Below are 12,840 nucleotides of genomic sequence, written 5' to 3' on the forward strand. Positions count from 1 at the left end.
CCTGCTTTGCGCGGTATCGCCGTATGCCTGTGGGCGACCCATCGGCATATGATTTGGCGCGGAAGCGGAAAATTGCTGCCGCGCCGAAGTCTTCAGTTCGTGCGAATGTACCTTGCGCGCTTCGCCTCGGTTGCGCGCCGCGCTTCCTCCACGGCCATTTCCTCCGTCGCGAACAACAGGCTGTCTAGCACCGATGCCAGATGGCCGCGCATGGCCGCCCTTGCCGCCGCCGCATCGCCCGCCTCGATCGCGGCAAGTACTGCCGTATGCTCGTCCACCACGGGCTTCACATTGGCCGTTCTGGCCTTGTCGTGCAGGAGGGCGCTTTCGGGCGAAGCCTCGCGAAGGTCCCACAAACGCTCGACAAGATCGATCATCGCGCGATTGCGCGTCGCCCTTGCGATTGCCAGATGGAAAGCCCGGTCCGCGCGTTCCTTGCCAAGCGGATCGCAATTCTCGCTGGCAATCTGGTCAACGAGCGATGAAATTTCCCGCAGATCCTCGGCAGTCGCCTGGGTTGCCGCAAGAGCCGCCACTTCCCCTTCGACCATGAGACGCGCCTCGGTCAGTTCGAACGCGGTCATATCGAAGCCGGGCACATCGTTATGGCCGGGCAGGCGCACGACATAGGCACCCGATCCAATCCGCGTCTCCACGAAGCCCTGCACTTCGAGCGCGATGATCGCCTCGCGCACGATCGGCCGGCTGACGCCGTAGATGGTACACATGTCCCTTTCCGCGGGCAGGCGCGACCCCACGACGTAACGGCCCGCCACCAGTTCCTCCATCAGCTTGCGGGCAAGCTCCTGATAGAGCCGCCCTCCGGAGGCATTTTCACGTTCAGACATATTGCTCTCTTTTGGCCTGACCAATATACGAGAAGTTGTACAGAACGACACCGCGCCGTCAAGGCGGGCGGAACAGGGAGCCGGAACGCCAGATGTTTATCCATAGCGCCAGGGTCATCGTGACCTGCCCGGGCCGCAACTTCGTGACTCTCAAGATCGAGACAGATCAGGGCGTCTACGGAATCGGCGACGCTACGCTCAACGGGCGCGAGAAGGCCGTCGTATCCTATCTGGAGGATCACGTTATCCCCTGCCTGATCGGCATGGATCCGCGCCGCATCGAGGACATCTGGCAATATCTCTATCGCGGAGCCTATTGGCGGCGCGGCCCCGTAACGATGCGCGCGATCGCCGCGGTCGACATGGCGCTGTGGGATATCAAGGGCAAGATGGCCGGAATGCCGGTCTACGATCTTCTGGGCGGGCGCAGCCGCGATCGCGTCATGGTCTACGGCCATGCCAATGGCGGCGATATCGCCGAAACGGTCGATGCCGTGGGCCAGTACATCGACATGGGGTACAAGGCCATCCGCGCCCAGACCGGAATTCCCGGCATCAAGGACGCCTATGGCGTGGGCCGGGGCAAGCTGTTCTACGAGCCTGCCGACGCCGCGCTTCCTTCGGTAACGGGCTGGGATACGCGCAAGGCGCTCAACCACGTGCCCCGCCTTTTCGAAAAGCTGCGAGAGACTTACGGCTTCGGCCACCACCTGCTGCATGACGGCCATCACCGCTACACGCCGCAGGAGGCCGCCAACCTCGGCAAGATGCTGGAACCGTTCCAGCTGTTCTGGCTGGAGGACTGCACGCCTGCCGAAAATCAGGAGGCCTTCCGCCTCGTGCGCCAGCATACCACCACGCCGCTGGCGGTGGGCGAGATATTCAACACGATCTGGGATGCCAAGGACCTGATCCAGAACCAGCTCATCGACTATATCCGCTGCACGGTCGTCGGCGCGGGCGGCCTCACGCACTTGCGCCGCATCGCCGATCTGGCCGCCCTCTACCAGATCCGCACCGGCTGCCACGGCGCGACGGACCTTTCCCCGGTGACGATGGGCTGCGCCCTGCATTTCGACACCTGGGTCCCCAATTTCGGCATCCAGGAATACATGCGCCACAGCGAGGAAACCGATGCGGTGTTCCCGCACGATTACCGCTTCGAAGATGGCCATCTCATCTGCGGCGAAACGCCCGGACACGGCGTCGACATCGACGAGGAGCTGGCGGCAAAGTATCCCTACAAGCCGGCCTATCTTCCCGTCGCCCGCCTCGAAGACGGCACGATGTGGAACTGGTGATCGAAGGGCGCCCCCTGGGGCGCCCTTTTCACATCATTTGTCGAGCGTGATCGCGGCGACGACCGCCTTGCCGCCCTTGCCGGCGAAGTCGAGCTTCAGCACGCCGCCCCTGACATCTACAGCAAAGGTGATCGACTTTGCCTTCAGCGCGCCGCCGGCCGATGCGGCAATATTGAAGGCCGGCACTGCGAGAGCGCCGTTCGCCGATATTGCCATCATCGCGCTGCCCGGTGCCGCCGGGCTCGGCTGGAAGGTGAGCACCGTCACCTTCCAGCGGCCGTCCGGAGCCGGTATCGCATAGGAGAACGCCTCGCCTTCGCGCCAGAACTCGAAGAGCTCCGGAGACCCGGCTTCGACCCGGCGCGGATTGGCCGCCTTGCGGCCGAAGCCCTCCATGTTGAGGATCATGGGCGCGCCGCCGGTCACGAAATTGTCCGAGCCGAACCGGCGCCCCGCCACGACCCGCCCCGCCAGATCGCCGGCATCGATCGCAATGCCGGAAAGGGCCGGATTCGGACCGGTCCACACGGTGGCATCGCTCACCTTCGCGCCGCCGACCTCGGCATCGACCACCGCGCGGTTTTCCCCGGGAGCAAGCCTGACATCCGGCCAGATGCATATGCGGTCGGGGCAGTCGGTCTCGCCAATCATCTGGCCATTGACGGTAAGCCGGGCCTTCGCGGCGTTGGAATAGGCCCTGACCTCCATGACCGCATAGGCCCTGTCGACGTAGCGCTTGCCCGTCAGATGGATCATCGGCTCCGGATTCCACTGCGCCTTGTAGTAGTAGAAGGCGTCCTTCCGGGTCTTGCGATCGAAGCTCACCAACCCCTTCGTATTGAGGTCGATCGCATCGCCCTCCTGCCGCAAGTCGCTGGGGAAATCGAACATGTTCCACGCCCAGCTGGCGAACACATAATCCCGCTCGCGAATGACCGGCCAGTTCTCTTCATGAACGAAGGATTCGAATTCTTCCGGCTGGGGGCGTCCCGCCATGTTCACGAAGCCGGCACGCACATTGTCGCTGTGCTGGGTGAGCGATCCTCCGCCGCCGTATTCCGAAACCGAAATCGGCAAGGTGGGATGATCCGCATGAAGCTTGTCCAGCGCTTCGCCGAACTGCCTGCGCGCATCGGTCGGGTTGGGCATGTACCAGCCGTAGTAACGGTTGTAGCCGATAAGATCGGCGGCCCCGGCCAGCCCTTCGCCGGCCGTCTTGAACATCGTCAGCCCTTCGCAGCAATCAGCAAAAGTGGTCGGGCGTGACGGGTCTTCCTGCTTGGCGATCTGGTTGAGATGCCTGAGCAGCGCAAGCGGCTGTGGCGGCTCTCCCTGGACGCCGAAACCCTTGGCGGAATCGACCTCGTTGCCCACCGACCACATCATGATCGAGGGATGGTTGTAGTTCTGCCGGATCTGCTCGCGAAGCTGCTGCTCCGCATTCGCCCATAGCCGGTCGCTGCCCTTCCCGCCCGACAGCGAAGGCGTCGTGACATAGGGCAGCTCCGCCCAGACCACCATGCCGGAGCGATCTGCCTCGTCCGACCATGCATCGGCGTGCTGATAGTGGGCCTGCCTCACGGTATTGGCCCCCAGTTCCTCGATCATGCGCATGTCGCGGGCATGGTCTTCATCCGAAAGCGCCCATCCCTTGCCCATGACGTCCTGATGGCGGGAAACCCCCTGCAGCTTCACATGCTTGCCATTCAGGAAGAAGCCGGCATTGGCATCGAACGAGAACGATCGCACGCCCAGCGGCACGGTGACAGTCTGCCTTGCCGCCCCCGGCTCCCTTGTCTCGACCGCAATGGAGTACATGTAGGGGTCGGCCCGGCCGTTCCACAGGTGCGGGCGGGGAAGCGACAGGCTCACCTGCCGGGAATCCTGCCCCGGCGCCAGGCTCAACGTCTGCGACTGTGTTGCCACCGTTCGCCCCCCGGCATCGCGAAGGGTTGTGGTCATCACCATTTTTCGGGGTGATGCGCCCTGATTGCGCAGGCGAACCAGCACGTCCACGCTTGCGCTTTCCGGCGTGACCGAAGTGGCCTTCGCGTAAACGCCGGGCCCGCCGAAATCGAGCAGATCGACACCGGCATCCGGCGCCGTCAGCAGGGTCACGCCCCGGTAGATTCCGCCATTGACGAAGAAATCGCCCGAAAGCGGTATGACCTGCCCGCTTTCGTTGTCCGCGGTAGGCTTCGAATTGTCCGCCCGCACGACGACCAGATTGTCCAGGCCCGGCTTCCAGACGGCTGTAACATCGATCCTGAAGCGCGCGAACGCTCCTTCGTGCCGCCCCACATGCGTGCCGTTCACCCATATGTCGGCAATCTTGCCCACGCCCGCGAAGTCAAGGAACTGTCGCTCGCGCGCGGCTGCCCGGGGCGCCTTGACGTGGAGTCGATACCAGCCCGCCCCCTGGTAGTTGTTGGCGGACGAGGATCGCTCCTTCACATACTCCCCAAGCCGGTTCCAGGTGTGCGGAACGGAAACCGTCTGCCAGGCCGCATCGTCGAAACCTTGCCGGCTGGCCTCCTCCGGCTGATCGCCGACCTGGAACCGCCAGCCTTGCGATAGATCGAGCACGGACCTGCCCTGCGCCGCGGGCTGCTGGGCGCTTGCCGCCTGGGCGACGGAAGGAGCGAAAGCAGAACAGCAGCAGCCAAGCAGTGCCGCAAACAGGGCGCGCTTGCCCTTCGCATATCTTGTCACCGGAGCATCCCCATTGCAACTTTTTGGACTGACCATCATGGACCAATCGGTCCAACTCTGTCAGTCCAAATGAGGTTGGTCAATGGCGAGCGGAAATGCCAATGGCGCGCAGGCGGCGTTCCGGCACGCCCGCACCCTGTATCCACTTCGAAATCAGCGGGAAGAATTGCCCCTTGCGCCTGCCGGCGTTTCGCTTCCCAGCAAATCCGCCCGATCCGCGTAACGCAGCAGCGCCTTGTGAGTACGCCTCACCTGAATGGCCCAGATCCGCTGCGCCAAGTCCACTTCCCGGTGAGAAATGGCATCGAAGAGCAATTCGCGCTCCACCCGCATCGCCCGCAGACGTTCCTCATCCGCGACGGACATGCGCGCAAAGGCGGCGCGGTAACTATAAGTGGTATCCCATAGCCATTCTATGATGTGAGACAGCAGCGGCGCCCGATGCCCGCTGAAACAGAGCACATGGAATTCGCGAGTAAGCGCGAGATATTCCTCATACCCCAAATCATCGGCAAGGCGATCTTTGAGCTGGCGAAGCGCGTCGATCGCCTCCTCGTCAAGATGGGGAATGCTTTCGGCCAGCAGCATCGGTTCGAGAACCTCGCGGATGCGATAGGAAACATCCATGTCCTCCACGGTCCGGCTGACCACCTTCGCGCTCGCATTGGCGCGCAGCGAAACCATTCCCCGCTTTTCGAGTATCCTCAACGCATCGCGCACCGGGATCCGGCTCGTTCCCAACTCCACCGCAAGCTCGTCCTGCTTGATCGGCTCGCCGGCGGCAAGATGCCCCGTCATGATCCGCTCAGCGATGATCCTGGCAACTCGGTCGCCCGCCAGATCGGATTCATCGCCCATTCCATTGCCCTTCAAGATCGTTAGCCCCGCATCGTAGACTTCCTGCATTTCCGGGGCAAGGCGCCTCCCGATTTGCAAACACCATGGAACCATGCGACAGGTATTGTATACAATCTGAAAAATGGGAGAATGACTTTGTCGCTTGAAGGCAAGACAGCCGTCGTCACCGGCGGAGCACGCGGACTGGGCCGCGCCATCGCTCTTCGGCTCGCGGCCGACGGTGCTTCAGTAGCCGTCTGGGACCTGAACGAGGCCGGAGCCCGCGAGACCGCTCAATTGATCGCCGAACGCGGCGGGCAGGCCATAGGTCTGGCGGCGGACAGTTCCCTCGCGGGCCAGATCAGCGATGCGGCGGTCAGGAGCCGCGAAGCGCTAGGCCCGATTTCGATACTGGTGAACAATGCCGCGCTCTCTCCATTCGCGAAGTTCGAGGAACTCGACGAGGAGACATGGGACAAGCTGATGGCCATCAATCTCAAGGGCCCGTTCCTCTGCGTCAAGGAAATCGTCCCTGACATGCTGGCACTCCGCTGGGGGCGGATCATCAATATCGCATCGTCGTCGGCACAGGCAGGGACGCCCAATCAGGCGCACTACGCTGCGTCAAAGGGTGGGGTTCTGGGTTTCACGAAGGCGCTCGCCATGGAATTCGCGCAGCGCGGCATCACCGTCAATGCCGTTCCGCCGGGGTTCGTGAACACCGAAGGGCTGCAGGAATCTCCCGTCGATGTAGCGGCATATGCACCGATGACACCGATGGGACGCGCGGGACGGCCCGAAAACATCGCAGCCGCAGTGGCATTTCTGGCATCGGAAGACGCCGACTACATCACGGGCCATACGCTGAGCGTGAATGGCGGCCGCTATCTCAACTGATGAAAGCTTGAGGATCGCATGAAAGAAAAAGGGGCAGCCTTCGCCGCCCCTTTTTTATACCGGGTGCCGGAAAGGCCCTACTTTGCGGCAGGAACCTTGGCCAGATCCGCATCGATCTGCTTCAGCTTCTCGTCAGTCAGCGCATCGCCGGCATAGGACTGGAGCTGCTGCAGCGTCATGGAACGCGCCATATCGATCTGCGGATTGCTGATCATCTCGTGAATATACTTGTCGAGGACGGCCTTGGTCTGCGGGTTGTCCAGCAACGTGCCGAGATCGGTATTGATTGAATAGACCGGCGCCGCAGGCGCTTCGGCAGCAATCGCGGGCGAAAGCGCCACGGGCACGGCAAGCGCGGCTGCACCTGCAAGCATCAGGTTGCGAAACATTCCCATTTCAGTTCCTTTCAGGTTGATCTCTCCGAGCCGGCACATTGCCACCGGCACTCCATCCCTTGTCCCTGCCTCATGTACCCTGATCCGGACCGCATCCCGCCTTGCACCGGGAGCGACTCCTCCAGAGCCTTCGGCAGCCAGACTGATATACCAACCGTTCGGTTCCTCAACGCAAATCGCCATGGCCGGACAGTGTTGCGAGAATCGCCGGACTGGAAAGCGATAACCAAGGACAGCCGATTGTGGATTCGCGCAGCTTTGCGGCAACCCCGACCCGTCGATATCGGCACAGCGATGGACTTTCGGCCGCGTCCTGCATCAGGTTTCCTGCAAAATCCGCTTTATTGCCGCCATCGCTTCCCTGGCCTGCACGGAGGCCGTTTGCCCTGCCCGCACACGCGCAAGACTGGGGCACTCGATCCCGATCGTCACATCCGATGGCGCAGCGCGCAGGATCTCCAGCAACGGGAATTCTCCTTCGCCGGGATAAAGACGATGCCCGATCGCCTCGCTCGCGGCAATTTCCGGCGGCACCTGCAAAGGCCCGTCGCAGAGCTGGACGTAACGGATCATTCCTTCGGGAAGTGCCGCAATATCGGCCACCGATCCCCCGGATCTGATCAGATGGAACGGATCGAGGACGACACCGGCATCCGCGCCGGACGCGGCGATGAGTTCGGCGGCCTGCTGCAGCGAGCTGGTCTTCCCTCCCGCAACCGGTTCCAGATTGGCGCCGATGCCGTATTCCGCCGCGATCTCTGCAAATTTGCCGAGCAGTTCGGCGGATTGCCCGCGGTCGGGATTGGAGTAGTTGAGCACAAGGGCCGTTTTCCCACCAAGCCGGGCGCCGCGCTCAAGCGCGGGCCTATAGGCTTCGAGCGCTTCGAAGGAATGAAGATCGAAAACCTCCAGCGTCTCTATCGCGATGCCCGTGTCCCGGATGCGGCGCGCACAATCCGCTTCCTTTTCCGCCGTGCAGGCAGACGATGGATAGAGCGCCGGCGGCTGAACCCACAGGCTGATCGTTCCGAAGCCCGCCTCTGCGGCCGCTTCGATCAGTTCCATCGGTTCGGTGTCGGTAAGCGTAAGACTGTCCAGCGAGAATTTCGGCATGACTCTCTCCCTTGTGCCGCCCGTTCAGGGCGCGCTGTGCGGTCAAGCTAGCTCCCGAACGTACCGAGCCGCGACATCTCCCCGGCGAACTTCGATTCGCGGCGAGCGCCACAGCACCTTACCGACCAGTTGGTTTTCATGGCAAGGTCAGCCGTCACTGCCCCGTCGATCCCAAACCCGATATTGTATTCAATGCTATTCCAGCACCCATTGAACACGCCAATTTACCTTTGGGCGCCCACGATATACGCGATGATCGTATACAGGATGAATCGGCCCGCCTATTCGCCTCCGCAATTTTTGCTGGTAGGCAGGCCACTCCGGCAGACAGGGATCGCGCGGTCACCCGCGATTCCGCGCGAAGTCAGAACCATCGGGAATTGGGAGAATGCAAATGGCCGTAAACAGCACCGTCGCATTGGTCACGGGCGCCAGCCGCGGCGCGGGCAGAGGGATTGCGCGGGCTCTCGGCGCTCATGGCTGCACCGTCTACGTCACTGGCCGCACGCTCAATCCCGGAGACGCGGAAGTGCCTGGAACCATCCATGCAACCGCTCTTGAAGTGACCGAAGCCGGCGGAAACGGCATCGCGGTTCAGTGCGACCATGGCGACGATCAACAGGTCAAGGCTCTGATTGACAGGATCATCGAAGAGCAAGGGCGCCTGGACATACTCATCAACAATGCCTGCTATCAAAGCCATGCGATTTCGGCGCCGGGCCAATTCTGGGAAAAGCCCCTCGAGATTGCCGAGATGATGAATGTGGGCCTGCGCAGCGGCTTTGTCGCAAGCTGGTACGCCGCACCGCACATGGTGAAGCAGGACAAGGGCCTTGTGCTGTTCACCTCCTCACCCGGCGCAAACCACTACTGCTTCGGCCCCTGCTATGGCGCGCAAAAGGCTGGCGTGGACAAGATGGCGCATGACATGGGCATCGATTTTGCCGATTCCGGATCGCATGTTGCCGCAGCTTCGATCTGGATGGGCCCACTGACGACCGAACGGCTTCTCGAGATGATGGAGGCTGCGCCGGAAAAGTTCGGCCACCTTGAAGGCAAACTCGAATCCACCGAATATACGGGCCATGTCGCCTGGGCGATGTTCAACGATCCGCGCATGATGGAGCGCTGGAACGGAAAGGTCGTCATCGGCGCCGAAGTCGGCCGGGAGTATGAGATAAAGGATCGCGGTGGCAACTACCCGCTTTCGGTCCGCAGGACGACCGACACGCCCACCCCGGAATTCGCGGCCTACAAGGTGAAGTAAGCACGGCGTTCCTCGGCGCCTCTCTCGGCAGATGAGCCGGCGCCGATAAACTGCTCCTCTCCACCGGCGGGCTCATCAGCAGCCCGCAGGACAGCACCGCGCACATGCGGGCAATCGCCTGCACGTTATTCGCCGCACATTGTCCGGCTAAAATGTGCCGCTTTCCGGCTCATTCCCTTACGCGCGGATCAATCTCCGGCCTGGCGCGCGCAGCAGTGGCACGATTTCGGTTGCACGATATACCAACTGGTTGGTAGCTTTGTTTTCAGTCGAGAGACCGGGGATCTTTACGTCAGGATTCTCGCGTGACGAAAATCATGCGCACAACGCAGCCGGGCCAGCGTCCGCGGCGAGGTGAGCAGCCCGAAAACGATAAAGTCCTGGAGAGAATTGTGACCGAGGAACTGGCCCTGAAGGACCGCGACTACCTTACGGACCCTACGCTCCTGAAGGACCCCTACGAATATTTCAGGGCCCTGCGTGCGCAAGGCCCGGTCTACCAGCCCAAGACCCGGGATCTGCTGATCGTTACCGGATTTTACGAGACGCTCGAAGTCCTGAACAATCCCCGGGACTTCTCCTCCTCCATCGCCCCCGGCGGCCCGGCGCTCCCCCTGCCCTTCACACCCGAGGGCAACGACATCACCGCGCAGATCGAGGCGCATCGCGACCAGATCGTTGCCGGCGATCTTCTGGTCGCGCTTGACGACGTCCATCATTCCAATGCACGCGCCGTGCTCAACCGCCTGTTCGTTCCCTCCCGCCTCAAGGCGAACGAGGAATACATTCAGCATCTTGCCGACCGGATCGTCCGCGATGTGGTTCGCACGGGTCGATGCGAACTGATCAAGGAGATCTCGGTTCCGTTCGTCACCCTCGTGATCGCGGATTTGCTCGGTGTTCCGTCCGAGGACCGCGAAGTGTTCAGCAATATCCTCGATCAGGGTCCGCCTCCGGGCAGCATCGCGGCGGAAGGGGCGACGACGGATGTCGGTCCGCTGGAATTCATGGCCGGTTACTTCGTCCGCTACCTCATGGAGCGCAGGGCCGCTCCAAACGGTGACGTTCTCAGCGACCTGGCGACGGCCACCTATCCCGACGGATCGCTTCCGGACATCATCGATCTCGTCAAGATGAGCACTTTCCTGTTCGGAGCCGGTGCGGATACGAGCGCCAAGCTGCTCGGCAATGCCATGCTCTATCTGGCCCGCATGCCGGATTTGCAGCAGAAACTGCGCGAAGATCGCAGCCTGATTCCGGCCTTCATCGAGGAAATCCTTCGCCTGGAGGGCTCTAGCAAGGTGACATTCCGTCTGGCGCGCCGACCGACGAAGATCGGCGAGATGGAAATTGCGCCGGGAACCAAGGTGATGCTCGCACTGGCGGCCGCCAATCGGGATCCCGCCCGCTGGGACAATCCCGATCAGTTCGAGCTGAACCGCCCAAAACTGCGCGAGCAGGTCGCATTCGGTCGTGGTGGCCACGTCTGCTCGGGGGCCCCGCTCGCGAGAGTGGAAATCCGCATCATCATCGAGCGGTTTCTGGAACATACCAGCCACATCGCCCTTGACGAAGCCCGGCACGGTTCCGCGTCCGCACCCGATCTCAGCTACGAACCGAGCTTCATCATCCGCGGGCTGGAAGAGCTCCATCTGAAATTCACGCCGGCCGCGGCCTGATCCCCCATCCTTTTTGCGAGGAAATTACATGACCAGGAAAACAGTCATCGTCACCGGCGCAGCCGGTGGCATCGGGCTCGGTATTGCCCAGCGCTTTGCCCGCGACGGCCATCCGACCGCGATGCTCGACATGAACGCAGACCTGCTGGAAAACGAAGCGGAAGCTTTGCGGGCAGAGGGACATCAGGTCCTCACCCATGCGCTCGACATTACCGATCGCGAAGCCATCGATGCCGCCTATGCCCGGGTCCGGGCAGAATTCGGCCCGATCGGCATTGTCATCGCCAACGCCGGCATTTCCGAATTCGTACCCTTCGCCGACCTCAGCCAGGCCTTGTGGGATCGCATGCTGGCGGTCAATCTGACCGGCGTATTCCACACGGTGCAGGCCGCCCTGCCGGACATGATCGACCAGTCCTGGGGCAGGATCGTCACGATTTCATCGCAGGCCGCACAGTCCGGCGGGCCGCAGCAGGTCCACTATTCGGCATCGAAGGGCGGCGTCATCGGCATGACCAAGGCACTCGCGCGCGAATTCGCGCCGCACGGCATCACGGTGAACACCATCCCGCCCTCGCTCGTCGAGACGCCGACCATGCACCGCCACGCGGAGAGCAGCGGCTTTCCGCTGGAGGCCATCGTCCAGATGATCCCGATCTCCCGCCCCGGCACGCCCGCAGACATCGCTGGAGCATGCGCCTACCTCGCATCCGAGGATGCGAGGTATGTCACCGGCCAGGTTCTCGGCGTGAACGGCGGCATGTACATGTAGTGCACCCCTTGGCCTGAACGCCTGTGCGCCGGTCCCTCGTCAGGCTCACCAGGTCGCAGCTTCCACCTTGACCTTGCCATCCAGTACCGCGATCGGATCCGCGGCAATCTGCGGATAGTACCGCTTCAGCATGGCATGCCAATCGTCGGGCAGGTCGGCAAAGCGGCTGACCTTGCCCCCGTTCGCGAACAGCGCCAGCGATCCGGGCCGGTCGTCCATCTTCAGCCATGCCGGCCAGCTGCGAACATCGTTCGACTGGACGCGGGCGTTGACGGTCGTGGTTCGGGGGTCGAGCACGATTTCGCGCGGACCGGCGATCGTGCTGACTTCGTTGAGGAAGGATACCGAGCCGTCCGGCGCGGTGACGCGCGCGTGCGAGCGGTCGCGAAGGGCCAGTTCGGTACGGCCGAGCGGGAAGAAGCTGACCGGCATATGTTCATGCTCGTATTTCGGCTGGCCGGGCACTTCCGGGATGACGAACTCGTTGTCGGCCGACACTTTCAGGTGAGTGGGAACAGGCCCGCGCCCGCCGACCGTCACCGTCTCTCCGGTGACGGGGTTGCGCAAGGTTTTCAACCGCTCGCCGGTCTGTACATCGACGCGGAAACTGATCTCCAGATCGATGAGCTCGAAGCTGCCGTCGGCATTTTGCGTCACACGCTGGATGGCCCCGAGGTTCAGGGCGTACATGGGAACGAGGTCACCGCCCGTCGATGCCATGTATGGCCCCTTGATCCAGGAAAACAGCAATCCGTCATCCGTGCGGTAGCGCAGCTTGCGATAGATCAGCCGGGCATCGGCAGGGTCGGCAGGATCAAGCTGACGCGCCGCCGCTCCTGCCGTTACCGATGGCAGCGCGGTAGACGCGGCCATCCCCAGCCCCAGTTTCAAGGCGTCTCGCCGCCCCGGCCGGGCAATATCGAACATGCTGGACATCACACACCCCGCGTCATGGAAGCTCTATTCTTGCCCATGACCGAAGAACCGGCACAGCTCTTGCGCGATTATCCGCCGTTCGG

The 12,840-nt window shown here is 62.4% G+C and carries 11 protein-coding genes; 5 read left to right on the plus strand and 6 right to left on the minus strand.

Features of this window, described 5'->3' with window-relative positions; all coding sequences use genetic code 11:
* Positions 1-92 precede the first annotated feature (92 nt).
* Positions 93-848 (minus strand): FadR/GntR family transcriptional regulator, encoded by a 756-nt coding sequence (locus U9J33_RS19805; RefSeq protein WP_185999921.1) that lies wholly within the window; start codon positions 846-848, stop codon positions 93-95.
* Positions 849-940: 92 nt separating this feature from the next.
* On the opposite strand from U9J33_RS19805, the gene manD reads away from it, so the two are divergent.
* On the plus strand, positions 941-2,149 hold the full coding sequence (manD, locus tag U9J33_RS19810; protein WP_185999922.1) for a D-mannonate dehydratase ManD: 1,209 nt from the start codon (positions 941-943) through the stop codon (positions 2,147-2,149).
* Between the two features lie 33 nt (positions 2,150-2,182).
* On the opposite strand, the gene U9J33_RS19815 is transcribed toward manD, so the two are convergent.
* Positions 2,183-4,861 carry a glycoside hydrolase family 2 TIM barrel-domain containing protein gene (locus U9J33_RS19815; protein WP_324699773.1) on the minus strand — a complete coding sequence of 893 codons (2,679 nt, stop codon included), beginning with the start codon at positions 4,859-4,861 and terminating at the stop codon, positions 2,183-2,185.
* Positions 4,862-5,014: 153 nt separating this feature from the next.
* Positions 5,015-5,767: a GntR family transcriptional regulator gene (locus tag U9J33_RS19820; protein ID WP_324699774.1), complete on the minus strand. Its 753-nt coding sequence runs from the start codon at positions 5,765-5,767 to the stop codon at positions 5,015-5,017.
* A gap of 81 nt (positions 5,768-5,848) precedes the next feature.
* On the opposite strand from U9J33_RS19820, the gene U9J33_RS19825 reads away from it, so the two are divergent.
* On the plus strand, positions 5,849-6,595 hold the full coding sequence (locus U9J33_RS19825) for an SDR family NAD(P)-dependent oxidoreductase (protein ID WP_185999923.1): 747 nt from the start codon (positions 5,849-5,851) through the stop codon (positions 6,593-6,595).
* A gap of 77 nt (positions 6,596-6,672) precedes the next feature.
* Here U9J33_RS19825 and U9J33_RS19830 read toward each other — a convergent pair whose 3' ends face one another.
* Both U9J33_RS19830 and U9J33_RS19835 read right to left on the minus strand, forming a co-directional pair.
* A complete protein-coding gene (locus U9J33_RS19830; RefSeq protein ID WP_324699775.1) occupies positions 6,673-6,990 on the minus strand; it encodes a hypothetical protein in 318 nt (105 codons plus the stop codon).
* A 318-nt stretch (positions 6,991-7,308) separates the two neighbouring features.
* Positions 7,309-8,103, minus strand: coding sequence for a sugar phosphate isomerase/epimerase family protein (locus tag U9J33_RS19835; RefSeq protein WP_185999924.1), 795 nt, complete (start codon positions 8,101-8,103; stop codon positions 7,309-7,311).
* Positions 8,104-8,497: 394 nt separating this feature from the next.
* Between U9J33_RS19835 and U9J33_RS19840 the strand changes: the two genes are divergently transcribed.
* The 3 genes from U9J33_RS19840 (at position 8,498) to U9J33_RS19850 (ending at position 11,821) form a co-directional block, all read left to right on the plus strand.
* Complete coding sequence (locus U9J33_RS19840) at positions 8,498-9,370, plus strand: SDR family NAD(P)-dependent oxidoreductase (protein WP_186000171.1); 873 nt, start codon at positions 8,498-8,500, stop codon at positions 9,368-9,370.
* A gap of 392 nt (positions 9,371-9,762) precedes the next feature.
* Positions 9,763-11,049 (plus strand): cytochrome P450, encoded by a 1,287-nt coding sequence (locus U9J33_RS19845; RefSeq protein ID WP_324699776.1) that lies wholly within the window; start codon positions 9,763-9,765, stop codon positions 11,047-11,049.
* A 28-nt stretch (positions 11,050-11,077) separates the two neighbouring features.
* Positions 11,078-11,821 carry an SDR family oxidoreductase gene (locus U9J33_RS19850; RefSeq protein WP_185999925.1) on the plus strand — a complete coding sequence of 248 codons (744 nt, stop codon included), beginning with the start codon at positions 11,078-11,080 and terminating at the stop codon, positions 11,819-11,821.
* A 45-nt stretch (positions 11,822-11,866) separates the two neighbouring features.
* On the opposite strand, the gene U9J33_RS19855 is transcribed toward U9J33_RS19850, so the two are convergent.
* A complete protein-coding gene (locus U9J33_RS19855) occupies positions 11,867-12,757 on the minus strand; it encodes a DUF1838 family protein (protein ID WP_185999926.1) in 891 nt (296 codons plus the stop codon).
* Between the last annotated feature and the right edge of the window lie 83 nt (positions 12,758-12,840).

Source organism: Novosphingobium sp. RL4 (assembly GCF_035658495.1).
Classification (GTDB): Bacteria; Pseudomonadota; Alphaproteobacteria; order Sphingomonadales; family Sphingomonadaceae; genus Novosphingobium.

Excerpts from the sequence above, each read along its gene's own strand:
- U9J33_RS19805 (WP_185999921.1), bottom strand. The coding sequence starts at position 848 with ATGTCTGAACGTGAAAATGCCTCCGGAGGGCGGCTCTATCAGGAGCTT.
- manD (WP_185999922.1), top strand. The coding sequence starts at position 941 with ATGTTTATCCATAGCGCCAGGGTCATCGTGACCTGCCCGGGCCGCAAC.
- U9J33_RS19820 (WP_324699774.1), bottom strand. The coding sequence starts at position 5,767 with ATGCAGGAAGTCTACGATGCGGGGCTAACGATCTTGAAGGGCAATGGA.
- U9J33_RS19825 (WP_185999923.1), top strand. The coding sequence starts at position 5,849 with ATGACTTTGTCGCTTGAAGGCAAGACAGCCGTCGTCACCGGCGGAGCA.
- U9J33_RS19830 (WP_324699775.1), bottom strand. The coding sequence starts at position 6,990 with ATGGGAATGTTTCGCAACCTGATGCTTGCAGGTGCAGCCGCGCTTGCC.
- U9J33_RS19835 (WP_185999924.1), bottom strand. The coding sequence starts at position 8,103 with ATGCCGAAATTCTCGCTGGACAGTCTTACGCTTACCGACACCGAACCG.
- U9J33_RS19840 (WP_186000171.1), top strand. The coding sequence starts at position 8,498 with ATGGCCGTAAACAGCACCGTCGCATTGGTCACGGGCGCCAGCCGCGGC.
- U9J33_RS19850 (WP_185999925.1), top strand. The coding sequence starts at position 11,078 with ATGACCAGGAAAACAGTCATCGTCACCGGCGCAGCCGGTGGCATCGGG.
- U9J33_RS19855 (WP_185999926.1), bottom strand. The coding sequence starts at position 12,757 with ATGTCCAGCATGTTCGATATTGCCCGGCCGGGGCGGCGAGACGCCTTG.